The organism is Gaetbulibacter jejuensis (assembly GCF_039524015.1).
Classification (GTDB): domain Bacteria; phylum Bacteroidota; class Bacteroidia; order Flavobacteriales; family Flavobacteriaceae; genus Gaetbulibacter_B; species Gaetbulibacter_B jejuensis.
Window position 1 is genome coordinate 12600 of the sequence record NZ_BAAAGF010000003.1, and the last position, 26042, is coordinate 38641.

The window sequence follows — 26042 nt, forward strand, 5'->3', positions numbered from 1 at the left end:
TTTTATTACATTTGGTAGCATAGTAAAAAGGCTTTATGAAGGAATTGATAAACAAATGGTATAGAAATCACGCACTTATCTATAAGGTGCTTTTATTTTTAAGTACTACATTTTTAATAGTGTATTTGTTTCCTAAAAGTGGAAAATTTAAATACAATTTTGATAAGGGAAAACCTTGGCAGTCAGAAAATTTATATGCGCCTTTCAATTTTGCAATTAAAAAGACTGCAGAAGAGTTAAATGAAGAAAAAGCTACAATTGAAAGTAATAGTACTGTTTATTTTAATATAAATGAAACTACTAAAAAAGATGTTTATAAAGCTTATAATGAAGAGTTTGACAAGGTTTTTTCCGACAGTATTTCTAGGGCAAATACTTCATTATACTCAATTGGAGAGTCTGTTTTAAATCAAATTTACTCATTTGGTGTTTTAGATGAAGAATATAATTATGACTCTAATAAAAAAGTAGTTTTACTTAATAATCAAAAACAAGTTACTACCACTTTTTATTCTGAACTCACAAAAACTGATGCATTTAGGTCTATATTAGAAAAGGCTTTACAAAACTCTAATAACGTAAGTTATACAACAAATTTTGTGTCCTTGTTTTTTGATATCGTAAAGCCAAATTTAACTTTAAATAGTTCTATAACTGATAATGCGCTTCAAGAAGAACTAAATAGAATATCACCAACAAGAGGAAGTGTTGAAAAAGGAACACTGTTAATATCAAAAGGAGAACTTGTTGAAGGTAAAAAATACGATGTTTTAAAATCTTTAGAGTCCGAATATGAATCTCAAGTTTGGAATGAGTCTAACTATAATTGGGTAGTTTTTGCCTATGCTTTACTAGTTGCTTTAGCGTTATTGATGCTGTTACTGTTTTTAAGAAAATATAGAATGAAGGTGTTTTTAGATAACACTAAGGTGACATTTATTTTCTTCAATATTATTTTAATGGTATTGCTCACAACATTGATAATTAATTACAATGCTAAATATGTTTATGTAGTTCCGTTATGTGTTTTACCACTGGTTTTAAAAGCATTTTTTGATGCACGTTTAGGTTTATTTGCTCATGTACTAACAGTTTTATTATTAGGTTTTATAGTTCCTAATAGTTATGAATATATGTTTTTGCAAATTATTGCAGGAATTGTAACTATACTTACAGTTTCTGAATTGTATAAAAGAGCAAATCTATTCATATCTGTTGGTCAAATTACACTCATATATATTATTGCATATTTCGCTTTTTTTGTAATTCATGAAGGAAGTATAACCAATATTCAACCAGAAACATTTGGTTTATTCATTTTATGCGGACTAGCAACCTTGTTTGTGCAACCGTTAATATATATTTATGAAAAAGTATTTGGTTTAGTTTCTGACGTATCGCTATTGGAATTATCTGATACAAATACAAAATTACTGAAAGAGCTTTCAAATAAAGCACCAGGAACGTTTCATCATTCCTTAAACGTTGCAAATCTAGCCGAAGCGTGTGCAAACGAGATAGGAGCCAACGCAATGTTGGTAAGGGTAGGTGCATTATATCATGATATAGGGAAAATGAAAAATCCTACTTACTTTACAGAAAACCAATCAACAGGAATTAATCCACATGACGAATTATCGCCTAAAGAGAGTGCTAAAATTATCATTGACCATGTAATTGATGGAATAGAAATTGCTAAAAAAAATAATCTTCCTGATAGAGTTATTGATTTTATTAGAACACATCATGGTTCAAGCTTGGTGTACTATTTTTATTTAAAAGAAAGAGAATTAAATGAAGATTTAGAAAAAGATGATTTTAGATACCCTGGACCAAAACCATTCAGCAAAGAAACAGCTATACTTATGATGTGTGATAGTGTTGAAGCTGCTTCAAAGAGCTTAAAAGAACCTACATCTACTAAAATTGACAAGTTTGTTGAGAACATTATAAGTAAGCAAATGGAAAGTGGTCAGTTTTTAAATGCTAACATTACTTTCAAGGAAATTCAATCTATCAAAAAAATTCTAAAAAGTAAACTCGCTAACATATATCATTTAAGAATAGAATATCCTGAATAAAAAAAGCCATATCGTTTGATATGGCTTTTTTGTGATCGCGACAGGATTCGAACCTGTGACCGTCTGCTTAGAAGGCAGATGCTCTATCCAGCTGAGCTACGCGACCCTTCAAGAATCTAATCGATTCTGAATAAAGTCGGGGTGGCAGGATTCGAACCTGCGACCTCCGCGTCCCAAACGCGGCGCGATAACCGGGCTACGCTACACCCCGAAAATTGCGGAGAGACGGGGATTCGAACCCCGGCAACACTTACGCGTTGACAGATTAGCAATCTGCTCCATTACCACTCTGGCACCTCTCCAATGCATTATATAAAGAACGTTCCTTAAATGCGGATGCAAATGTAACTTTTCATTATAAAGAACGCAACTATTTTTTAAACTTTTTATTCAAAAAAATATTTCGAAACCTCATAGTTTATCTCATTAAAACTGCTAATCACTTTATTAGCTTTAGAGTAGTCCTGATTTTTTGAATGTTTGCTATCGTATCCAACACAAAAAATATCAGCTGCATTTGCTGCTAAAATACCGTTTGTCGAATCTTCAATAACAATACAGTTCTTTTTATCATGACCAGAAAGTTCTGCGGCTCTCAAAAATATTTCAGGATGTGGTTTGGAAGCTTTTAGTTCTGCACCACTAATTTTTGCTTTAAAATATTTATCAAGGTCAAATTTATCAAATACCTTGTTTATAGTGCTTCTAGATGCTGAAGAGGCTAAAACTAAAGTGATCTCATTGTCATGATAATCCTTAATAAGCTCATAAACGCCATCTAACAATTGTAAGCTATTGTCAGTGTCAAATAAGCTGTTAAAATGTTTACGTTTAGTAAGTTCTAAGTCAACAGGGTCTTCATCTAAACCAAAATGAGTACATAAAGCTTTACATACATTTTTTGTGGATTGTCCTGTGAAAGATTCGTAGTGTTCAGTGGTAACATTTAAACCAAAGTCTGAAAACATAGAATGGTAAGCTTTATGGTGTAAAGGTTCGGTGTCTACAATTACACCATCCATATCAAATAATACAGCTTTTAGCATGTTGTCAATTTTTGTGCGAATATAATGATGATTATAGCTTTAGTCATCAATCAAACTCATTTAATCTAAGTTCTTGTGTTAATTATGACTTATAATTAATTGAAAAAGAGAACGCTAAACTACTTATTTATGTTAAAAAATGGTAATCAAATGCTTAAAAAATGGTTATTTATCGAATAAATTAAACACTTTATCGAATATTTTGATCAAATGAAAACTTTTTTAACATATATTTGCTGCAAATATTTTCATTTAAACCCCAAATCGAATGAAACCTAACTTAACCAACAAAGCTATTGCTTTTGCAATAGTATGTACTACATTTTTTAATTGTTCTATAGAATCTATAGACAATTCACAATCAGAATCATTGATAGTTCAAGAAGAGATTCAAGCTGCAACAGAGTCTACTACATGTAGTGGTTCTAATCCAACAGCTAGAATAACAAATAATGGAACTGTTACTGTCGATTTTGAAATACTTACAATTGATGGAACATTATTGGACAGTGAGTATAGTTTAGCTCCAGGAGAAAGTTCTTCATGGAAAACTTTTGATCAAGGAGATATTATTTTTTCAATTACCAATGAAGACCCAAACATAAACGATTTAAAAGTTGCTTATAACATGAGCGCTTGTATGGAATTTGATATGGAGATTGGACCAGATAACTTGCTAACAACAGCAACGCCTGAATCACTTTAAGATACTTTTTTACAAATAATCACAATTTTTTCATTGTGAAGATTTGTTGTAAAAAAGACATAAGTATCGCCTCCATCTTTAATTTTGAATTTTTTTCGAATTTGCTGAACCGCTTCAGGAAAGTTTCGAGTACTGATATTAGCTTTTTCATGCAGCTCCTTTTTTAGGAGCTGCTTGTTATATGGTAATATACGTTCAATTTTAAAGCGTCTTCCTGGAAATTCAACTAACTCTTGTAAAGTGTATAAATGAGTATGCTGATGAAGCTTTAAAACATTTAATTGTTTTGAAACAGATTTGAAACCACCAGATTTTAATACTGCTGCATTGGGCTCGTATAAATAGGTTAGTGGCTCACTAAAGTTGGTTGTTATTGCTTGTTCTTCATTTAATTTAAAATCAAATGTTTCTTCAACAGTTTTATTAATGTTTACTGTTTTAATAGTGGTTTCTGCTTCAAACCCTTTTTCTAAAATCCAAAGTAGCTCTTTAACCTCGTTGTTAACAGCAATAACATGTATGGTTTTCACGTAATTGAGTTCACTAATTCCAACAGATATATCCAATAATGGAGAGGTTTTTATCATCACATTATTAGTATGATTGAAAATACTGTTAAGGTGTTTTGGTACATCAGGTAGGCAATCTTTTAAAAAAAACACTTTACCCTTTGTGTCATGTCTTCTGGACGGATCAATATAAACCCAGTCGTATTTTTTATTATTGCTTAATAATTGAGAAACTCCATCATTAGTTATCGTTTCAATAATATTAACTTCTAGCTGCTTGTAGTTATGCGAGACAATTTCAGAAAGCTCACTGTTAATTTCGCAGTGAGTAACTTCTTTGAATTTTTTTGAAAAATAATAACAGTCAATTCCAAAACCTCCTGTAAGGTCTATGATAGAATTACCAGTTATTAAACTCGATTTATATTTAGCTGTTATTTCAGAAGATGTTTGCTCAATATTTAGCTTGTTTGGATAGTATATTTTTTCGGTATTAAACCATGTTGGGAGCTTTGTTTTACAGCGTTGTTTTGCTTCTATTTGCTCTACTAGTAGTTTTATGTCAACATCTGAGTGATGATTCTTTTTTAATAATAAATCGGTAGTGTTAGAATTTATGTTTTCGTTTATAAATTCTTGATTTATAGTATTTAAAATATTTTTATTCAAAGTAAAACTATAAGTCTTTAGTAAGTTTTTTTACGACTTTATTTTCTGAAAGAAACTCTTTTAAAATCACTTTTATAGCAGTGTAAGCAGGTACTGCAATGATAAGACCTACAACACCAAAAAGGATTCCAGCAATTAGAATAACCAAGAAAATTTCCAACGGATGTGATTTTACACTTTTTGAGAAAATTATTGGCTGACTTCCAAAGTTATCAATCAGTTGCCCTATAATAAAAACTAGAAGTACCCAAAACGTTTTTGGCATAATCACTTCGCTAAAGCTTGCACCAAGATTACTTGTCATTGTTAGTGTAATCATTAAAGCAGCTCCAACCAAAGGACCAACATAAGGGATAAGGTTAAGTAAAGCACATAAAAACGCAATAACTACAGCGTTTTCAACACCAATTATTAATAATCCAATAGTATAAATTATAAACAGAATTAAAATTTGAAATATAAGGCCAACAAAATAACGCGAAAGCAAGTCTTTAATTTTGGTTGAAGAATTGCTCCATCTGGTTTCCTTATCGTCTGGAATAAAGGTCATAATTCCGTTTTCAAAAAGACGACTATCCTTTAAGAAGAAAAACGAAATAAATAAAACGGAAAACAGTCCAATTCCAAAACTACCTAATCCGCTAGCTAGCGAGTTTAAAAAATTAGGAATTAGTGCGTAATCAATCTTATTTAAAAGATTAGATTCTTTTATAGATTTTTCAACGTCAATATTATTAATTTCAAAATAGGTGAGTGCCTGATGGTATAAATCTTGAATGTTGCTTTGTAACTGATCAATATCTAATAATGACAAATTATGACTTTGCTTAGTAATTAAAGGAATAAACAATCCTATGAGCCCAATTAAAAGTCCTAAAAAAATAGCCATTGTAGTAATAACAGCTACAGTATTATTGAATTTTAATTTCTTTCTTAAAAATAAAACTATAGGTCTACCGATTAATGAAATAACAGCTGCAATAGCAATATAAACTATTACGGCTTGAATTTTATACAAAAAAAACAATGTTAGCGTTATGCCTAAAACAATAGCTAATGCGCGTAAAATTCCGTTGGAAATAGTTTTTGAATTCATAAAGTAAAGATATAAAATCTACTACATTAATTGCTTGGTGATTTCATATAAAGCAATTGTTGTTGCTTGTACCACATTCATACTGCTGTTTTGTCCAAACATATTAATATGCAATGCGTGGTCACATTGTTCTAAAAGTGACTCTGATACTCCAAAGTTTTCATCTCCAATGATTAGAGCGATAGGTTGATTTTGCACAAATTGATGATTATGTATTGGTTTACTGTTGGATGTAATCTCTAAAGCAATTATTTGATAGCCTTTGGCTTTTAGAGAAGTTATTACCTCAAGCGTGTTTTTTGCAAACTCGTAGTTTACAAACTTTTCGGTTGAGCGTGAAGTTTTAGTGACTTTTCTGCCAATGGTAATGCCTTCTCCGCAAAACACAATATTTTCTATTCCAAAAGCATCAGCTGTTCTAAACAAACTGCCAATATTTGGTGCGTTGTTAATGTTATCGCAAACAATTGTTATTGGAAACGTACGTTTTGCAAAGTTGCTTGAGTAATAATCTAATTGCAATGGATAAAAATTAATACGAAATTAGTAAGCAACCTGAATCCGTTTTACAAAAATCATGATCACTATCTAAAATTATGGTTACTTCATTAGTTTTAAAAACATGATTATTTATAGAATAAAGAGGAACGATGTAAAAAAAGATTCCAAATAGAAAAAAAAGTAAATCTTAAAATTAGCGATGTAGATTTTTCTTCAGGTATTTCAAAATTAAATGGATTTTGCGAATTAAAATGCATAATATCAAAAATACTAATTAATTTCAATAATGAGTATAATAATTATAGGTATTACAATGCACAATATAGCAACTAAATAAGCAATCTTCTTTTGCTTCTTTGTTAATTTACTATGCGAATCTTTATTTAAAGAATATTCTGAATAAAAATCAAATATTGAAAATATTATTTTCAGAATATCATTCATAAATCAAATTAGTTTTCAAAAACATACTTTACAATATTTGCTCCCATTTTTAAAGATTTTTCTCTTACCTCTGGTGGGTCGTTATGAACTTCTGGGTCTTCCCAACCATCGCCTAAATCGCTTTCAAAAGTAAACAGTAAAACCAATCTGCTTTCATAAAAAATACCAAAAGCTTGCGGACGTTTACCATCGTGTTCATGAATTTTTGGTAAACCGTCAGGAAACTTATAAGCAATATTGAATATATCGTGTGATTTTGGCAATTCAATCAATTCTGCATTAGGAAATACCTTTTTAAGTTCTTCAGTAACATAAGGTCGCATTCCGTAGTTATCATCAATATGTAAAAAACCTCCTGAAATAAGATAGTTTCTAAGGTTTTCGGCATCTTCATCACTAAAAAACACATTTCCATGTCCTGTCATGTGCAATAATGGATATTGAAAAATATCAATGCTACCGACTTCAACAGTTTGTGGATTTGGATTTATTCTAGTATTAATATTGTTATTGCAAAAGTTAATAAGATTAGGTAATGCTGTTGGGTTACTATACCAATCGCCACCACCTTTATATTTTAAAACAGCTAATTCTTGAGATAAACCCAAAGTAGAGTATAGAAAAGCGATGATTAAAATTAGGTGCTTCATATTATTGATTTACAAAAGCTACAGAATGGCAAGCTACAATTGCAGCAGTTTCTGTACGCAATCTTGTGTCTCCCAAAGTTACAGGAATAAAATTATTTTGAAGCGCCATTTCAATTTCTTTAACACTAAAATCACCTTCTGGTCCAATAAGTATAATGATGTCTTGAGTTGGTTTTAAAAGGTCTTTTAAAGATTTTTTATCAAGCTCTTCACAATGTGCAATAAATTGTTGTCCGTTAAACTCTTGAGAAATGAAGCTTTTAAACGATATAGCGTCATTTAATTTTGGCATAAAAGCACTTAACGACTGTTTTGTGGCAGATTGAATAATCTTTTCAAAACGCTCTGATTTTATGACTTTACGTTCGCTATGGTCGCAAATAATAGGAGTGATGGTGTCTATTCCTATTTCGGTAGCTTTTTCTAAAAACCACTCGTACCTATCATTCATTTTTGTTGGAGCAACCGCTAAATGCAAATTGTAGTTGTGTTTTTGCTGTAGGGTTTTAGATGTAATTTCTGCCATACAGTTTTTTATATCTGCAACCTGTATTTTGGCAGTGAATATATAACCGTTTCCGTTGGTAATATGCAGTTCATCTCCAACCGATTTTCGCAATACCTTTATAATATGGCGACTTTCATCTTTTGGAAACGTAATTTGAACAGCGTCTTCAGTTAATTCAGGATTATAAAATAGCTGCATTATTAGTATGTTGGTTCGGTAATTTTAAGCACTTTAATTTCTTCAATTAGCTTAGTGTCATGCGTTTTTACGACTACGTAATAAGCGTTTTGCGTTGGTACATCAACTGAAAAAATATCATTTACACTATGCTTTCCATTAATAACTTGATCTTCAAATTCTGGAAACATATCACCTTGTGTAAACCACCCTAAATCACCTCCACGTTTTGCACTATCATCCATTGAGTAGTGTTTTGCAAGGTCTTTAAAACGGTAGCCTTCATTGTATTTTGAGATAATATCAGCTCTCAAATCATCAATGTCTTCCATTGATTTTTCATTACCATCAAGAAAAATATAACTCACTCTATAATATGGAATTTCTTGTTTTTCAATAACCTTATAATGGGTTTTATCCATTTCGTTTTTATAGACTTTTTTTCCTCCTTTTTTAAGTTTAAAAAGATCTTTGGCTAACCTAGTATTATGTTTTTCTTTATTGAAGGTTATAATTTTTCCTTTAAGCGCTTTATTGCTTTCAATAAATTTGGTAGCAAGCGTTTCATCTTCAATAGAATCTAATTTCTTTTCGATGCTATTTTGCGAAACAGCAATCATTGTAAAAAAGCCAAATGCAATACACAGTAAGTTTTTTGTCATAATGTAGGATTGTTAAGGTTTCAGTTCAAAATTAAACCTATTGTTGAAACATAAAAGGTCTTAGGTTTTAAGTTTTTAAGAATTGATTGTTTATAACTTGATTTTGAGCCACTTTTTACTTGAAATAAACCAAATTAGCCCAACTATTATATTGAACAATATTATTTTTTCAAAAATATGGTATAAGTAGAGTAGTAAAATTGGTTGAGAATCTAACTGCATTTCCCAATCACTAGGTAAATAATCTCTATGTAATGCGCTTACGTATATTATAATCTTTTCAATTACAGTTGCAGATAAAAAGGATAAAACCAAAGTAATAGTTGCTAAAACCAAAACATATAATTTCTTTTTTCTAAAGGGTTTTATCCAAAACAATTGCAATAGACCACAATATAAAACAGGTCTTAATAATATAAACCAATAGCTAAATGCATAAGGTCCTGTTGCACGTTCATTGTGAATGTAAAAATCGTTTGTTGAAATAAAATAAATGAAACGTATTGAATAAAACAATACATATGCTAGAGACAGAAACCTAACAGTATAAATTGCATAACTTCTGTAATTGTAAAATAAGCTTTTGTGTTTCTCAGATTTAAGAAAATATGATACAATTAGATTAAAAATTACTGAAAGCGAAAACCCAATAAAAATACTATCAGCTATAAGTTCAATAATCCTAAACGTAGTTTGCATGATTTATAGTTTCAATCGAGCAGAGGCAACAACATTGTTTTGTGAAAATTCACCCTCTAAAAACTTTAAATGCCCAACAATAGCAATCATTGCAGCATTGTCTGTTGTATATTCAAATTTTGGAATATAGGTAGTCCAACCAAATTTCTTCTCACCATCTTTTAGTGCTTTTCGTATGCCAGAATTTGCAGACACACCACCACCAATAGCAATATGTTTGATACCAGTTTCTTTACTGGCTAATTTCAGTTTATCAATTAAAATACCAATAATAGTATATTGTATAGACGCACAAATATCATTGAGGTTTTCTTCGATAAAATTTGGGTTTGCTTTTGTTTCTTTTTGAATAAAATAAAGAATTGCAGTTTTAAGTCCAGAAAAACTAAAGTTTAATCCGTCAACTTTAGGTTTGGTAAACTTAAACGCTTTTGGGTTTCCTTGTTGTGCTCTTTTGTCAATTTCAGGACCAGCTGGATAGCCCAAGCCTAATATTTTTCCACTTTTATCATAAGCTTCACCAACGGCATCATCAATAGTTTCTCCAATAACTTCCATGTCAAAGTAGTCAGACACATTTACAATTTGTGTATGCCCACCAGAAATGGTCATCGCTAAAAACGGAAATTCAGGTTTATTAAAATCTTCTTCATCAATAAAATGAGCTAAAATATGTGCTTGCATGTGGTTAACATCTATTAAAGGAATGTTTAAACCATAAGCCAATGACTTTGCAAAAGAGGTTCCTACAAGTAACGAACCCATTAAACCAGGACCACGAGTAAAAGCAATGGCATTAAGCTGAGATTTTTCAACACCTGCTTTTTTTAGTGCTTGTTGTACAACAGGAACTATATTTTGTTGATGTGCTCTCGAGGCTAATTCTGGTACAACACCTCCATATTCTTCATGAATTTTTTGGTTTGCAACAACATTGCTTAAAATCCTTCCGTTAAGCATAACCGAAGCTGCTGTATCATCACAAGATGACTCAATTGCTAGTATGTAAATATTTTGTGAAGCCATTAATATAAATTAGGCACAATAATTGTTAATTTTGGCTTCAAAGTTATAACTTTAAAACGTATCAAAAAATTTTTAAAAATAGTATCAAAGCTCTTGGCAATTCTTTTGCTATTGTTCATCATTTTGGTGTTGGTACTTTCTATTCCTGCTGTACAAACACGTTTAGGTAAACATGCAACAAAACTGGTTAACGAAGAGTTTGGTACAAATATTAATATTGACAAAGTAGGATTACAGTTTAATGGAGATGTAGAGTTAAAGCATATTTATGTTGAAGACTACAAAAAAGATACGCTCATTAATATTGCCGAATTAAATACATCAATCATTAATTTTAGAAATCTTTACAATGGCAAACTTGCCTTTGGAGATATTGATATTATTGACCTTACCTTCAATATAAAAACTTACAAAGGCGAAGACCAAACTAATTTAGATGTGTTTGTTGCAAGGTTTGATGAAGAAAACCCTAGTAATGAAAAAAGTGGATTTTTACTTTCATCCAGTGACGTGTCTATTTATAATAGTACGTTTAGAATGCTAGATGAAAACAAGGAAAACCAAAAAATACTTGAATTTGATAACCTTAACATCAATGCAACTGACTTTTTAATTGATGCAAGTGATGTAAGTGCTCGAATCAATACTTTGTCGTTTAGAGATAGTAGAGGATTGTCAATTCAAAATATGGTTACAAATTTTGAGTACACATTAGACCATATGTCGTTTAACGATTTGAGTATAAAAACTGAAAACTCAAATCTTAAAGGAAATGTGCGATTTGATTATAAGCGTGAAGATTTACAAGAGTTTACCGATAAGGTGAATGTCACTGCAAATTTTGAAGATTCAGAGCTGTTTTTAAATGACCTTAATACATTTTATAACGAGTTTGGTGTTTCTCAAAAAGCAAACTTTACCGTTGATTTGTCAGGAACACTTAATGATCTTTATGCTGAAGAGCTAAAGCTTAATACAAGTTCGCGTACTAGAATTTACGGAAACATCAATTTTAAAAACTTGTTTAATAGCGAAGATGATAACTTTTCAATGGACGGAAAGTTTGATAACCTTTCATCAAATTACTACGATTTAAGAGCATTATTACCAAATATACTAGGTGAGTCTATTCCTTCAATATTTTCTAAGCTTGGAGATTTTAATATCAATGGTACATCTCACATAACATCTACAACTATTGATGCCGATTTAGATATTTATACAGATTTGGGTGAAATAAGTTCCAATCTAGAAATGACTCGTGTTAATGATATTGACAACGCCAGTTATAAAGGTAATGTGGTGTTTAATGATTTTGATTTAGGAAAATTGCTAGATAATCCTGAAATAAAAACCACCTCATTTAACCTTGATGTGGACGGAAAAGGGTTTACATTAAAAAACTTATATACCAACATTGAAGGTCAGATTTACGAATTGGATTTTAACGACTACAATTACCAACACATAACCGTTTCAGGAGAGTTGGGTAATAATATTTATAATGGTCTTTTAAAGTCAACCGACAAAAATTTCAAATTCACGTTTGATGGTTTAGCCGATTTATCTAATGAGATTAAAGCTTTAGATTTTAAGGCTAATGTTGAGTATGCAAACCTTAATGCATTAAACTTTATTAAGTCCGACAGTATTTCAGTATTTAAAGGAAATGTTGAAATGTCAATGAAAGGTTCAGGGATTGATGATGCTTATGGTAGTTTAAATTTTAAAAACACCACCTACATCAATCAAAATGACGAATACTATTTTGAAGATTTTGACATCTCATCTACATTTCAAAATAAAAAACGAACAATAGCTATAAATTCTCCTGATATTATTGAAGGTACTATCAGTGGCGATTTCAAGTTTAAGGATATTGGTAAGTTGGTTGAAAATTCAGTGGGAAGTATTTATACCAACTACGTTCCTAATAAAATTGAAGGTAACCAGTATATGGACTTTAATTTTAAAATCTACAATAAAGTAGTTGAAGCCTTTTATCACGATTTAGAACTTGGTAAAAACACTTTTGTAAAAGGTAGAGTAGAGAGTGATGAAAAAGGCTTTAAGCTAACATTCAAGTCGCCTCAAATACGTTTGTTCGATTATTTTGCTAACGACATTTCGTTAAGTATCGATAACAGTAACCCTTTATTTAATACTTATGTAGAAATCGATTCACTCAACACAAAGTATTATAATGTGTCTAAATTCAGTTTAATTAACGTTACACAACGTGATACGCTTTTTGTAAAATCTGAATTTAAAGGAGGTAAGGATAATACAGATGAGTTTGACCTTAATATGTATTACACTGTTGATGAGAATAACAAATCGGTTATAGGATTTAGAAAATCTGATGTCGTTTTTAAAGGCAATACTTGGAATATTAATGACGAAAAAGATAATCTGCATAAAATAGTTTTTGATAGAGATTTTAAAGAGTTTGATATTGAAAAGCTTGTAATGAATAATTACAATGAGCAAATTGAACTATCAGGTGTGGTTAGAGATTCTACCTACAAAAATATAAACCTAGGATTTACTGATGTTGACCTTTTAAAAATAACACCAAGAATTGATAGTTTAAACCTTGAAGGTTTAGTAAATGGAAAGGTAAATATTCTACAAGAAGATGGTGTCTACTTACCAACATCAAACCTCGATATCACTAACCTTAAGGCAAATGATTATGATTTAGGGTCTTTAAGTGCTAATATTACAGGAAATCAATCTCTAACCAATTATAAGGTTGATGTTAAACTTATTAATGATAATGTAAAATCCTTTGTGGCTAATGGTAATATTGATGTTGGCGACTCATCATATATAGACTTAAACTTAAGTTTTGATGAGTTTTTACTTAATCCACTAGATCCTTTAGGAGAAGGTGTTATTACTAATATTCGTGGTTTGGCAACAGGACGAGCAACTGTAACTGGTAATCTCAAAAATCCTGATATAAATGGACGTTTATTATTAGATAATGCAGGATTGAGTATTCCTTATTTAAATGTAGATTACAGTTTTGATTTTGATTCTGAAGTGGAGCTCAAAGAGCAAAAATTTATATTCAATGATGTGGTTTTAACAGATTCTGAATATTTCTCTAAAGCAACACTTAATGGATTTATTGGTCATAATAGTTTTTCTGATTGGACTCTAGGGTTAGATTTAGAAACCAATCGTTTCTTAGTTTTAAATACTGATGATGACGAAGAAGCACTTTACTATGGAACAGCATTTGCAAGAGGTGTTGCAAGCATTTCTGGGCCAACAGACCAGTTGGTTATTGACTTTGATGGAAGTACCGAAAAAGGAACCGTCTTTAAAGTACCACTTAACGACTTGGAAACTTATGGAGACAACTCATACATTCACTTTTTAAGTCCTGAAGAAAAGGAAGCACGCAGAAAAGGAGAGGAGTATGTTGAAACCGAAATAAAAGGACTGGAACTTAATTTTGACCTTTTTGTAACTCCTGATGCTGATATTGAAATTGTTATAGACCGTAATTCTGGTAGTACAATTCAGGGTTCAGGAAACGGAAACTTACTTTTTGAAATAAACACCAATGGTAAATTTAATATGTGGGGAGACTTTGTGGTAAACAAAGGTGTTTACAATTTTGCTTATGGTGGTTTAATACAAAAAGAACTTGTTGTTGAACCAAACGGAAGTATTCGTTGGGAAGGCGACCCAATGAAAGCACAAATAGACCTAAAAGCAATTTATAGTACATCTGCTAATCCTTCAGTATTATTAGACAACCCAATTAACAGAAGTATTGATGTAAATGTCGAAATAAGCCTAACAGGACAATTGGAACAACCTGAACCTAATTTTGCATTTAGTTTCCCTAATGTAGACTCTACAATTAAATCAGAGTTAGAATATCGATTAGAAACAAGAGAAAGTAGAGAATTTCAAGCATTAAACTTATTGTCTTTTGGTGCATTTGCTAGTGAAATCAGTTTAGGTCAACAAGCCTATGGTACCATTGCAGATAGAGTAAACAGTTTATTTAATAGCTTGTTTGAAGACGAAGATGGCAAACTACAAATAGGTGTCAATCTTCAACCTGGAGAGCAAACTCCAGATTATCAAACTGATGATAGATTAGGCTTTACATTAAGTACTAAAATTAATGATAAAGTATTCTTTAATGGTAAGGTTGGTGTGCCAATAGGTGGTGTTAACCAAACAGTAATTGCTGGTGATGCTGAGATAGAAGTACTATTAAATGATGATGGTACGCTTTCGGCAACGTTTTTTAATAGAGAAAACAGCATTAGAAACTTTGGAGAAGAAATTGGATACACACAAGGAGCAGGTTTATCTTACAATGTCGAATTTGATACATTTAAAGAGTTAATCAACATTATTTTTTCTGGAAAGAATAAAAAGAAAAAGAATGCAAAAAAGACATCTGATAATGGCCCAAAAAAGAAAGACGACAACTTCCCAGATTACATCAATTTGAAGTCAGATTCGCAAAATAACGACTGATTTTTCAACTCACTTTTTCACATTTTTAATTTTTTTGTTAACGAAATCGTTTGAATTTTAACATACCGATAAAAATTTGCAGAAACCTTATTTTTATTGCTATATCTTTGTTAAGTTTACTTTTTATAATGTCGAATTTAATGAATAAAAACATAAAAAAAATTGCTGTTTTAACATCAGGTGGAGATTCTCCAGGAATGAATGCAGCAATTAGATCTGTAGTTAGAACTTGTGCATATCATAATATAAATTGTGTAGGAATTTATAGAGGATATCAAGGTATGATTGAAGGCGATTTTAAAGAAATGGATGCTCGTAGTGTAAAAGGCATTATTAACAAAGGAGGTACCATATTAAAATCTGCAAGATCAAACGAATTTCGAACTGTAGAAGGTCGTAAAAAAGCCTACGAAAAACTTAAAGAAGCTAATGTTGATGCGCTAGTTGCTGTTGGAGGTGACGGAACGTTTACAGGAGCAATGATTTTTAGTAGTGAATATGATTTTCCAGTAATGGGAATTCCAGGAACTATTGATAACGATATCTTTGGTACTTCACACACTTTAGGCTATGACACTGCTTTAAACACTGTAGTAGATGTCATTGATAAAATTAGAGATACTGCAAGTTCACACAACCGTTTATTCTTTATTGAAGTAATGGGACGCGATGTTGGACATATAGCACTAAACGCTGGAGTTGGTGCAGGAGCAGAAGAAATTTTAATACCTGAAGAAGATTTAGGATTAGAACGTTTACTAGAGTCTTTACGTCGTAGTAAGCGCTCAGGAAAATCTTCGAGTATCGTTGTCGTTGCCGAAGGTGATAAAATAGGTAAAAACGTATTTGAGCTTAAAGACTACGTTGATGAAAACTTAGCCGAATATGAAGTACGTGTATCTGTTTTAGGTCATATGCAAAGAGGTGGTTCACCTTCTTGCTTTGATAGAGTATTAGCAAGTAGAATGGGAGTAAAAGCTGTAGAAAGCCTTTTAGAAGGAAAATCAAACTACATGGTTGGTTTACTCAATGATAAAATGGCACTTACACCATTAGACCAAGCTATAAAAGGACAATCAAAAATTAATTTAGAATTACTACGTGTGTCAGATATCATGACCACTTAAACCTTAAAATAAGAATATGTCAAATTTAAAATTAGGAATCAACGGATTCGGAAGAATAGGAAGAATAGTTTTTAGAGCAACTATTAACAGACCAGATGTAGATGTTGTAGCAATCAACGATTTACTAGACGTAGAACACTTAGCATACTTATTAGAGTATGACTCTGTTCATGGTAGATTTGATGGTACAATTGAAGTTAAAGATGGAAACTTAGTTGTAGATGGAAAAACAGTAAGAATTACTGCTGAAAGAGACCCTAAAAACTTAAAATGGGACGAAGCAGGAGTAGATATCGTTGCTGAGTGTACAGGTATTTTCACAACTTTAGAAACAGCTAACTATCACATTGAAGCTGGAGCTAAAAAAGTAGTAATTTCTGCACCAAGTAAGGACGCTCCAATGTTTGTAATGGGAGTTAATGATAACGAATTAACTGCTGACCACAAGATTGTTTCAAATGCATCTTGTACTACAAACTGTTTAGCACCTTTAGCTAAAGTATTAGACGATAACTTTGGTATTGAAGAAGCTTTAATGACAACTGTTCATGCAACAACAGCAACTCAATTAACTGTTGATGGACCTTCACGTAAAGATTATAGAGGAGGAAGAAGTGCTTTATTAAACATTATTCCTGCATCTACTGGAGCAGCTAAAGCTGTTGGTAAAGTAATTCCTAAACTAAACGGAAAGCTTACAGGTATGGCATTTAGAGTACCTACTGCAGATGTTTCAGTAGTAGACTTAACTGTTCGTACTCAAAAAGAAACATCTTTAGAAGAAATTAAAGCTGTTTTCAAAAAAGCGTCTGAAGGAGAAATGAAAGGTGTGTTGGGTTACACTGATGAATTAGTAGTATCTCAAGACTTTGTAAGTGATGCTCGTACAAGTATATTTGATGCTGATGCAGCTATTGAATTAAATTCAAAATTCTTTAAAGTTGTATCATGGTATGATAACGAATTTGGGTATTCCAACAAACTTGTTGACTTAGCTCAAAAAGTACACTCGTTATAATAATAATTTAATTCCGTAGAGTTTATAGTGCTTTACGGAATTTTTTTTACATAAAATTTATGATATTAATTGTTGATAGTGGTTCTACCAAATGTGATTGGATAGCAGTAGATAACAATGGTAACCAATTACTAGAAAAGATAAGAACCAAAGGGCTCAACCCAGCAATATTAAAAGAAAAAAAGCTTTTTAAGATTATTAAAGCTAGTGAAGAATTAATGACTGTTAAAGATCAAGTAACAGACATTTATTTTTATGGAGCTGGTTGTGGTACAGAAAACCCTAGATTACTACTTACCCAAGTATTACGCTCTTTGTTTTTAAAAGCAAATGTAGAGGTAAAAGAAGACACCATGGCTGCTGTAAGAGCTACTATTAATACTCCAGATGAAGCTGCCGTTGTTTGCATTATGGGTACTGGTTCTAATTGTAGTTATTACGATGGTAAAGAATTACATCAACGTGTTAAATCATTAGGTTACACCTTAATGGATGATGCTTCTGGTAATTATTATGGTAAAGAATTAATACGAGATTATTATTATAATCATATGCCAGAGCAAATAAAAGTGGCTTTTGGAGATAAGTATAATTTAGAAGCCGATTATATCAAATACAATTTATATAAGCAACCAAACCCTAATGCATACTTAGCTAATTTTGCTGAGTTTATGATTCTTAATAAAGATTCTGAATACATAAAAGAACTAATAAAAAAAGGTGTTAGGAGATTTGCAAAAAACATGATTCTTCAGTTTAAAGAAGAGTTGAAAACTGCACCTGTACATTTTGCAGGTTCAATAGCATTTTTCTGTCAAGATGAAATTAAAGAAGTTGCTGAAGAGTTAAACTTTAAAGTAGGAAACTTTGAAAGAAGACCTATTGAAGGTTTAGTAAACTTCCACACAAACGCTTCATAATTTAGTAATACAATGGAAATAGCAATAATTGCTCATGATGGTAAGAAAGCTGAAATGGTTCAGTTTTTAAATCAGCATAAAGACATATTATTAAGCAAGAAAATAAATTTAATCTCTACAGGAACCACAGGAAAAAAAGTGAAAAAAGCAGGTTTTGAAGTTACAAGACTGCTATCTGGTCCTTTAGGTGGAGATGCTCAAATTGCTGCTAGAGTAGCAGAAGGACAATGTAATATGGTATTGTTTTTTAGAGATCCTCTTGAAAAACATCCTCACGAACCTGATGTGCTTATGTTAATGCGTTTATGCGATGTGCATGATGTACCATTAGCTACCAATCCAGCAACAGCAGAACTTTTAATGAAAGCACTTTAAATTAATAAAGTGCTTTTTTATGTGTAGAAATTAAGGATTATAGACTTGATTTTCCTGTTCGGCAACTCTAATAAATGTAGTACGTTTAGTAAGTTCCTTTAAGCGTTCAGCACCAACATAAGTACAAGTGCTTCGTAAACCTCCTAAAATATCTTGTAGCGTGTTTTCCACATTCCCTCTATAAGGGACTTCAACAGTTTTGCCTTCACTAGCTCTGTATTCGGCAACACCACCAACATGTTTTTCCATAGCAGTAGAAGAACTCATTCCGTAAAACTGTTTATAAGGTTTACCATTGCGTTCTATAAGTTCGCCACCACTTTCATTGTGTCCTGCAAGCATGCCTCCAAGCATCACAAAATCTGCAGCAGCACCAAACGCTTTAGCTATATCACCAGGAATGGTACAACCACCATCACTAATAATTTGTCCACCTAAACCATGAGCAGCATCAGCACATTCAATAATTGCAGATAACTGTGGATAACCAACACCTGTTTTTACTCTTGTGGTACAAACGCTTCCTGGTCCAATACCAACTTTTACAACATCAGCTCCAGAGAGCAACAGTTCTTCAACCATTTCACCAGTAACCACATTGCCAGCAATAATCACTTTATCAGGATATTGGTCTCTGGTACGTTTTACAAACTCAACAAAATGTTCAGAATAACCATTAGCTACATCAATACAAATGAATTTATACTGCGGATTAAAATTTAAAATTGAAGCTAGTTTTTCAGAATCTTGTTGTCCTGTTCCTGTGCTGATTGCTAAGTAGTCTTCAATACCTTCTGGTGCGTTGGATGAAAACACGTTCCAATCGGTAATAGAGTAGTGCTTGTGTATTGCAGTAAACAGTTTATATTTTGACAAGGCCAAAGCCATATCAAAGGTACCAACGGTATCCATATTGGCAGCCATAATAGGTATACCTTTCCAGTTGACTTTACTGTTTAAAAAGGTAAATTCTCTTTCTAAATTAACCTGTGAACGACTCTTTAGTGTAGAACGTTTTGGTCGAATCATAACATCTTTAAAACCTAGTTTTATTTCATATTCAATGCGCATAATGGATATAATTGGGTTACTATCAAAAATACAAAACTCAAGTGTATGTTTTTGGTTGACTTATTAACAATTTATACAATAAGTTAGACCGATAAAATGTATATTAGGCATTGTTAAATATTGTAAACGACAAATAGATTAGCTTTTAATATGACTAAATATTATAAGGAAAAAGCACTTTTGGCAACCGAAAATAAGATTGATAGCATAAAGCGAGATGCTGATTTTTTTAAAAGAAATTTAAACAGATTTATTGTTTTTGGAACTTTAGCCTCTTTTGTAGCTCCAAATTATGGAAAAGACAAACCGCTTTATGCAGAATTAAATGTGTCGTATTATGATTTAGTAGTCTTTTTTGTAATTGTATTTGCTTCAATTTGTTTTATTAGTTACATCATATGGAAAGTTCAAGATAGGACAAGAATGCGTAAACTACTAAAGCGTAAAAAAGAATTAGAAGAAGAAATAAAGAGTTATGAGTGATTTATTAACAGCTATTGATATAAGTTTGATGTCATGAAATTTTAAGGTTGGATTTTAAAAAATAAAAAAACTAACTTCGTTTAACTGTCGATATAAATTATTAAAACAATTCATATCTAGTTGTTGTAAGTCATTTAGAAGAAAACCGCAAGAATCGGGTTTTATAGCAAAAAAACATTTTAGAATTTTGTCAAAAAATAAAACGACCCATAAAATGAATTTTGATTTTGACGAAAAACAACGCAAAGAAATACTAAATACTGTTTCACAAAAAATAGAGCATTTTTACACCAATACTAAAGATTACAGTACTACACCAGAACTTAACTTACAAGAAATTAGAAATATTATAGAATCTGAAAATTTAGTTTCTGGAACCGAACCAAACAAGGCTATAGAGCACATAATAAACGGACTAGAAAAATATTCAGTTCACACACCACATCCAAAATATTTTGGTTTATTTAATCCTCGAGCAAATTTTGCAGGAATTATTGCAGATTTTATAACCGCTTCTTATAATCCTCAATTAGCAGCTTGGAGTCACGCTCCTTTTGCCGTTGAAGTAGAAGCCCACGTAATTAATCAGTTTATTGAAAAATTTGGCTTAAATTCAAAAAAATCAGACGGAGTTTTTACAACTGGCGGAGCTGAAGCAAATTTAACTGCTGTATTATCTGCATTAAATAATAAATATCCTGATTTCGCTAAAAACGGAATGTTTGGTTTAGATAAAAAACCTGTTATTTTTTGTTCTCAAGAAGCACATCATTCTGTGCAAAAAGCAGCGAAAATTGTAGGCTTAGGATATGAATTTGTAAAAACAATTCCAACGACTAAAGATTTAAAAATAGACACTGATTTATTAGAAAAAGAAATCAAAAACCTAAATAATTCAACACATAGCCCATTAATGGTTATTGGTACAGCAGGAACAACAGGAACAGGAACAATAGACGACTTAGAAGAAATTTCAAAAATATGCAAAACACATAATATTTGGTTTCACATTGATGCCGCTTATGGTGGAGGAGCTGTTTTAAGTTCAAATCTAAAACATATACTAAAAGGTATTTCTGCTTCGGATTCTATAACTTTTGACGCACATAAATGGATGTCTGTTCCTATGGGAACAAGCGTATTCTTGACTTCTCATCAAGAAATTCTAAACAAGACATTTAGAATTACTACAGAATATATGCCTAAAGAGGCAAATGAATTAGAAATTGTTGAACCATTCTCACATTCCATTCAGTGGTCAAGACGATTTATTGGTTTAAAGGTCTATCTTTCTTTATTATTTTATGGTTGGAATGGTTATGAAAAAGTAATCAATCATCAAGCTAAAATGGGAGAATATTTAAGAACTAAACTAACAGAAAATAATTGGATTATTAAGAACAGTACCGAATTACCAGTAATCTGCTTTACAGACCAAAAATTTGAATCGGATCTAAATTTCACAAAAACCATTTTAGATAATATATTGACTAGAGGAAATTCTTGGATATCGGTTTATCCAATAAAAAACGTTCCAACATTTAGAGCTTGTATTACAAATTACAATACAACAGAAACAGAAATTGACGAGTTAATTGAAGAATTAAATAAGGAAAGAAAAGCATATCAGGATTAATTATGCCAGATAATACAAATACATTTCATTATGATAAAATAGCAGAAGCTATTCAATTTATAGATGAGCATTTTAAAGAGCAACCTACTCTAGATGACATTGCTAAACATTTAAATATGAGTTCTTTTCATTTTCAACGATTATTTAAAGATTGGGCTGGTGTTACACCCAAAAAATATATTCAATTTTTGAGTGTAAATTATGCAAAAAGCAAACTGAAAAAAGATAAAAACACATTGTTTGATACTGCATTAGACACAGGACTTTCAGGTACTAGTCGTTTACACGATTTATTTATAAATATAGAAGGAATGACACCAGGAGAATATAAAAACGGAGGAAAGAGTTTAAATATAAACTATAGCTATGCAGAAACTCAGTTTGGTGATATTTTAGTTGCTTCTACTAAAAAAGGAATATGTCACATTGCTTTTGTAGATAATAAAGAAGAGGCTTTACAGGTTTTGATAAATAATTTCCCTAATGCATATTACCAACAAAAGGTAGATAAAATTCAACAAGAAATAATGATGATTTTCTTAAATGATTGGAATAAACTAAACGAAATAAAACTACATTTAAAAGGCACTGAATTTCAATTAAAAGTTTGGGAGGCTTTATTGACTATTCCTAAAGGAAAATTGGCTACCTATGGAGAAATTGCAAAAAAAATTGAAAAGCCAAAAGCTTCAAGAGCAGTAGGAACAGCAATTGGAAGTAATCCTATTGCTTATTTAATTCCTTGTCATAGAGTAATTCAATCTTCTGGAAAAACAGGCGGTTATCGCTGGAATCCAATCAGAAAGAAGGCAATAATCGGATGGGAAGCATCAAAGTTAGATTAAAAACGCCTTACAAGAATGTGTATAAGTAATAGCGGTTTAAGTGATAAAACGAACCTCGTGTTATTTCACTGCAATCATGCTAATTTCCACATTTACAAACTTAGGTAAATTGGCAACTTCTACAGTTTCTCTTGCAGGAGCAGTGTCTGGATTAAAGTAAGTTCCGTATACCTCATTTATCTTTGAAAAGTTATTCATATCACTAATGAATATTGAGGTTTTCACTACATTTTCAAACGTCATATCAGCAGCTTTCAAAACCGCTTTCATGTTTTCCATTACTTGCTTGGTTTCGGTTTGAATGTCATCTAAAACCAACTCCATAGTTTCTGGATGCAATGCAATTTGCCCTGAAGTATATAAAGTGTTTCCTACAAGTGTAGCTTGGTTGTATGGTCCAATAGGAGCAGGAGCTTTGGTGGTGTTGATTATTGTTTTCATAACGTAGTTATTATAATTGTTGGTCTGCTTGTTTACGCTTATCGTATTTAAGGTCTTTAAGTAAGCTCGATTTTATACCAATAAAGAAATTCCATGAACTTCTTGTGCTAAAAGGAATCCAGCTAAAGTTCATTCGCCAACTCAATAAATCTCTTTCAAATCTTAATTGCGTATAAGTAAATCCGTTGTTTTTAAAGTCATAACCAGACGATGCACCAACGGTCCATCTAGGAGAAATTTCTACATCACCAGAAAACATTAACGAGTGTGATGATATTTCGTTTTGTCTTGCAGAGTTAGAGTAGTTTACAGCATAGGCTAAACGCAAGTTCCAAGGGATGACATAATTGTATAATTCACTTGGTTTTTCATCTCTGTCTTCTCTGTCATCATCAGTTAAACGTTGGTCTGCAAAATCTTCAGGTTTCCCAAAAAGGTCATCGGCACGACCACCACTTCTTATGGACTCTTGTATAGCTCTATCGTCTGAATTATCATCATCACCTTTTCCTGAAAAACTCTTGTTTGAAAGGCTATAACTCATGTTTACACTAGCTGAAGTTAACCTAAACAAGCTTCCGCCATTATTGATATTGAGTTTATCTATTCTTTGATTGTTATTGTTTAACGCATAAGGATCAAACGTTGCACCAAAGTTAATACTCATTTTATTATCGAATATTTGAGTACCACCAGACATACGTATAGGACTCAATTTCATAGAGTCTGCTGCAAAATTATAAGACGTAGAAAAGTTAAGGTTGTTAAGTAATACTATCTTTTTAGGTTCTGTTTTTGTTGAATCTTTATCTCTTACTTTAGCTTCAAGGTTGTTGGAAAGAGATATTCCCATTGAGCTTGCGTAGTTCTTATTAGGAGATCCAAAAATAGATTCTTCAAATCTGCTGTATTCTACTTCACTAGATGTGGTTCCATCTGCAGCAACAATTTCATAAGTATCATAATATTGATCAAAAGCAGGATTAATACTATAACTTATTGATGGTCGCATAACATGTCGTATCGCCTGAATTTTAGTGTCCTTTCCTTCTTTGGTAAAATCGTACATACCATAAATAGTTGTACCAATACTTGTGCTAAAATTATAAGTTCTAAAACTATCAAAGGTGTTTTTTTGAATAGTTACTTCTTCCTCAAGAGCTGCATCGTAGTATTTTCTAACAGTATTAAAGGTCCAGTTTTCTTCAAAATTTGTGCTGGCACTCATACTAAAGTATTTAAACACTTTAAAGTTTGTGGTTAACGGAATACTGTGTTGCACACCCATTTTGGCATCATCAAACATTTCTTTTTTAAAGAACAACGAATCGGTAGTTTGAATTCTGTTTTCAGCTCTTACATTATACTGAAAGTTGATGTTATCTATAATTCCTTTTTTAGTTCCAACTTTAGGTTCAAAAGGATAAATTCTACTCACACTGCCTTGAAACGTAGGTAATGTCATGTTTATTTGCTGCGTATTGGTGTTTTGCGAGTGTGTCGCAGTCATATTCAAATTTACTTGTGGCTCGCCTTGAAAAGATTTTGAATATGAAATAGAGGATGATAATGTGTTATTTAAAAAGTTAGACGAGTTTAACTGATTAATAGACTGCTGATAATATCTACTACTACCTAAGTTTACCGAAGCTGAAAAACGCGAATTTGGGTTAGATTTTCCATCTTGTGAGTGTGACCATCTTATGTTGTAAACCGAAGTTTTTGAATAATCAGGGAATCCTCGTTCGCTACTAATTAGGTTTTCATACCTAAAACTCAAGTTACCTCTAAACTTGTAGCGTAACGCATAATTAGATTCTATACGCATTCCGTAACTACCATTAGTGTAATAATCCCCTAAAACAGCTAAATCAACATAATCATTAATAGCAAAATAGTAACCACCATTTTGTACAAAATACCCTCTGTCATTCTGTTCTCCAAACGAAGGAAAAATAACACCAGACGTTTGTTTTTTGGTCATTGGGAAGTAAGCAAAAGGCAAACCAATAGGTAGTGGCACATCATAAATAAACATGTTGGTAAGACCTGTTACCACTTTTTTACCAGGTACAATTTTAGCTTTACGCATTAAAAAGTAATATTCAGGATCGTCAAGATTTTCTGAAGTGGTAAACTTACCGCGTCGTATAAAATATACTGAGTCGTTTTCCTTTTTAGTTAAGTCAGCAATAATAATTCCTCCGCTTTGTTCAGTCTTGGAATTAAATATTAATGCTTTTTTAGAATCGGTATTAAAGATAATAGAATCAGGTTCTACAACATTTTGACCTTGTTTAAACACAGGAGCTTGACTATATCCTGTTGAGTCTTTTAATCGGCCAGCATACACCAGATTTTTATTGTAGTCAATTACAATAACTCCAGCTTTTATTTCCATATCTTCATAATACACTTCAGCTTGATTATAGAGATATATTTTGTTTTCCTTTTGGTTTATGGATACGTAATCCTTTGCTTTATAGTTAACCTTACCAGATAAAAACTCTTTTTTCTTAGGAATACTATCAGCAGTAATGGAGTCGTTTTCTTTTAAATTTAAAGGTTGACTAAATAAAGAGTCCGATACTAGCGACAAAGTATCTCTTTCAGTTTTTGGAGTAATGGGTTCGGTAGATTTTGGTAAATCTTGAGAAAAGCCCAAAGTGTTAATAAACACTGTAAAACTTAGGGTAAAAAGTATTTGAAAGATGTTTGTACGCAATGCTTTTAAATGTATTTTTGTAAAAGTATGGCTCGGTTTTTGAATTGCCAAAATTACATATATTTTTTTGTGATTACAGTTAATTCGACCAAAATTTAAAAATTAAAATAAACCA

At 31.6% G+C, this 26042-nt stretch carries 22 protein-coding genes and 3 tRNA genes; 10 read left to right on the forward strand and 15 right to left on the reverse strand.

Going from position 1 to position 26042, the window contains the following annotated elements; all coding sequences use genetic code 11:
- The first annotated feature begins 35 nt into the window (after positions 1–35).
- The gene (locus ABD011_RS09685) at positions 36–2081 is read left to right on the forward strand and encodes an HD family phosphohydrolase (RefSeq protein ID WP_343797843.1); all 2046 of its coding nucleotides are present in this window, start codon (positions 36–38) and stop codon (positions 2079–2081) included.
- Between the two features lie 32 nt (positions 2082–2113).
- On the opposite strand, the gene ABD011_RS09690 is transcribed toward ABD011_RS09685, so the two are convergent.
- From ABD011_RS09690 to ABD011_RS09705, 4 genes are all read right to left on the reverse strand, one after another.
- Positions 2114–2187, reverse strand: a tRNA-Arg gene (locus ABD011_RS09690).
- A 30-nt stretch (positions 2188–2217) separates the two neighbouring features.
- A tRNA-Pro gene (locus ABD011_RS09695) sits at positions 2218–2292 on the reverse strand.
- 7 nt (positions 2293–2299) lie between these two features.
- Positions 2300–2383, reverse strand: a tRNA-Ser gene (locus tag ABD011_RS09700).
- A gap of 84 nt (positions 2384–2467) precedes the next feature.
- Positions 2468–3127 (reverse strand): HAD family hydrolase, encoded by a 660-nt coding sequence (locus tag ABD011_RS09705; RefSeq protein WP_131506613.1) that lies wholly within the window; start codon positions 3125–3127, stop codon positions 2468–2470.
- Positions 3128–3395: 268 nt separating this feature from the next.
- Between ABD011_RS09705 and ABD011_RS09710 the strand changes: the two genes are divergently transcribed.
- Positions 3396–3833 carry a hypothetical protein gene (locus tag ABD011_RS09710; protein WP_343797846.1) on the forward strand — a complete coding sequence of 146 codons (438 nt, stop codon included), beginning with the start codon at positions 3396–3398 and terminating at the stop codon, positions 3831–3833.
- Here the strand turns inward: ABD011_RS09710 and ABD011_RS09715 are convergent.
- From ABD011_RS09715 to tsaD, 8 genes are all read right to left on the reverse strand, one after another.
- Positions 3830–5011: a THUMP-like domain-containing protein gene (locus ABD011_RS09715; RefSeq protein WP_343797848.1), complete on the reverse strand. Its 1182-nt coding sequence runs from the start codon at positions 5009–5011 to the stop codon at positions 3830–3832. The two genes, ABD011_RS09710 and ABD011_RS09715, sit on opposite strands and share 4 nt — an antisense overlap.
- A 7-nt stretch (positions 5012–5018) precedes the next feature.
- Positions 5019–6107, reverse strand: a complete 1089-nt coding sequence (locus tag ABD011_RS09720) for an AI-2E family transporter (protein ID WP_343797850.1) — start codon at positions 6105–6107, stop codon at positions 5019–5021.
- Between the two features lie 21 nt (positions 6108–6128).
- Entirely contained in the window at positions 6129–6629 is a 501-nt protein-coding gene (locus ABD011_RS09725; protein WP_343797852.1) for a TrmH family RNA methyltransferase, read from the reverse strand.
- Positions 6630–7060: 431 nt separating this feature from the next.
- Complete coding sequence (locus ABD011_RS09730) at positions 7061–7702, reverse strand: DUF4159 domain-containing protein (protein WP_343797854.1); 642 nt, start codon at positions 7700–7702, stop codon at positions 7061–7063.
- A gap of 1 nt (position 7703) precedes the next feature.
- Positions 7704–8408 carry a 16S rRNA (uracil(1498)-N(3))-methyltransferase gene (locus ABD011_RS09735; protein WP_343797856.1) on the reverse strand — a complete coding sequence of 235 codons (705 nt, stop codon included), beginning with the start codon at positions 8406–8408 and terminating at the stop codon, positions 7704–7706.
- 2 nt (positions 8409–8410) lie between these two features.
- On the reverse strand, positions 8411–9049 hold the full coding sequence (locus tag ABD011_RS09740; protein WP_343797857.1) for a peptidylprolyl isomerase: 639 nt from the start codon (positions 9047–9049) through the stop codon (positions 8411–8413).
- A gap of 90 nt (positions 9050–9139) precedes the next feature.
- Positions 9140–9748, reverse strand: coding sequence for a hypothetical protein (locus tag ABD011_RS09745; protein WP_343797858.1), 609 nt, complete (start codon positions 9746–9748; stop codon positions 9140–9142).
- A 3-nt stretch (positions 9749–9751) separates the two neighbouring features.
- Positions 9752–10774, reverse strand: coding sequence for a tRNA (adenosine(37)-N6)-threonylcarbamoyltransferase complex transferase subunit TsaD (gene tsaD, locus ABD011_RS09750; RefSeq protein WP_343797860.1), 1023 nt, complete (start codon positions 10772–10774; stop codon positions 9752–9754).
- A 93-nt stretch (positions 10775–10867) separates the two neighbouring features.
- Between tsaD and ABD011_RS09755 the strand changes: the two genes are divergently transcribed.
- The 5 genes from ABD011_RS09755 to ABD011_RS09775 all read left to right on the forward strand — a co-directional run bounded on the left by ABD011_RS09755 (position 10868) and on the right by ABD011_RS09775 (position 18726).
- The gene (locus ABD011_RS09755) at positions 10868–15286 is read left to right on the forward strand and encodes a translocation/assembly module TamB domain-containing protein (protein WP_343797862.1); all 4419 of its coding nucleotides are present in this window, start codon (positions 10868–10870) and stop codon (positions 15284–15286) included.
- 140 nt (positions 15287–15426) lie between these two features.
- Entirely contained in the window at positions 15427–16413 is a 987-nt protein-coding gene (gene pfkA, locus ABD011_RS09760; protein ID WP_131506622.1) for a 6-phosphofructokinase, read from the forward strand.
- A gap of 16 nt (positions 16414–16429) precedes the next feature.
- Positions 16430–17431 (forward strand): type I glyceraldehyde-3-phosphate dehydrogenase, encoded by a 1002-nt coding sequence (gap, locus tag ABD011_RS09765; protein ID WP_129760008.1) that lies wholly within the window; start codon positions 16430–16432, stop codon positions 17429–17431.
- Between the two features lie 59 nt (positions 17432–17490).
- On the forward strand, positions 17491–18351 hold the full coding sequence (locus tag ABD011_RS09770; protein ID WP_129760009.1) for an N-acetylglucosamine kinase: 861 nt from the start codon (positions 17491–17493) through the stop codon (positions 18349–18351).
- 12 nt (positions 18352–18363) lie between these two features.
- Positions 18364–18726, forward strand: a complete 363-nt coding sequence (locus ABD011_RS09775) for a methylglyoxal synthase (RefSeq protein ID WP_131506624.1) — start codon at positions 18364–18366, stop codon at positions 18724–18726.
- Positions 18727–18756: 30 nt separating this feature from the next.
- Here ABD011_RS09775 and guaC read toward each other — a convergent pair whose 3' ends face one another.
- On the reverse strand, positions 18757–19797 hold the full coding sequence (guaC, locus tag ABD011_RS09780) for a GMP reductase (protein ID WP_343797867.1): 1041 nt from the start codon (positions 19795–19797) through the stop codon (positions 18757–18759).
- Between the two features lie 150 nt (positions 19798–19947).
- Here guaC and ABD011_RS09785 point away from each other — a divergent pair, with 150 nt between their 5' ends.
- The 3 genes from ABD011_RS09785 to ABD011_RS09795 all read left to right on the forward strand — a co-directional run bounded on the left by ABD011_RS09785 (position 19948) and on the right by ABD011_RS09795 (position 22761).
- The gene (locus tag ABD011_RS09785; RefSeq protein WP_131506625.1) at positions 19948–20280 is read left to right on the forward strand and encodes a hypothetical protein; all 333 of its coding nucleotides are present in this window, start codon (positions 19948–19950) and stop codon (positions 20278–20280) included.
- Positions 20281–20494: 214 nt separating this feature from the next.
- Positions 20495–21916: a pyridoxal phosphate-dependent decarboxylase family protein gene (locus ABD011_RS09790; protein ID WP_343797869.1), complete on the forward strand. Its 1422-nt coding sequence runs from the start codon at positions 20495–20497 to the stop codon at positions 21914–21916.
- A 2-nt stretch (positions 21917–21918) separates the two neighbouring features.
- Positions 21919–22761, forward strand: coding sequence for a bifunctional helix-turn-helix domain-containing protein/methylated-DNA--[protein]-cysteine S-methyltransferase (locus ABD011_RS09795; protein WP_343797871.1), 843 nt, complete (start codon positions 21919–21921; stop codon positions 22759–22761).
- Positions 22762–22821: 60 nt separating this feature from the next.
- Here the strand turns inward: ABD011_RS09795 and ABD011_RS09800 are convergent, their stop codons facing one another.
- Positions 22822–23202 carry a RidA family protein gene (locus ABD011_RS09800; RefSeq protein ID WP_343797873.1) on the reverse strand — a complete coding sequence of 127 codons (381 nt, stop codon included), beginning with the start codon at positions 23200–23202 and terminating at the stop codon, positions 22822–22824.
- Between the two features lie 10 nt (positions 23203–23212).
- Complete coding sequence (locus ABD011_RS09805; protein ID WP_343797875.1) at positions 23213–25978, reverse strand: putative LPS assembly protein LptD; 2766 nt, start codon at positions 25976–25978, stop codon at positions 23213–23215.
- Positions 25979–26042 lie beyond the last annotated feature (64 nt).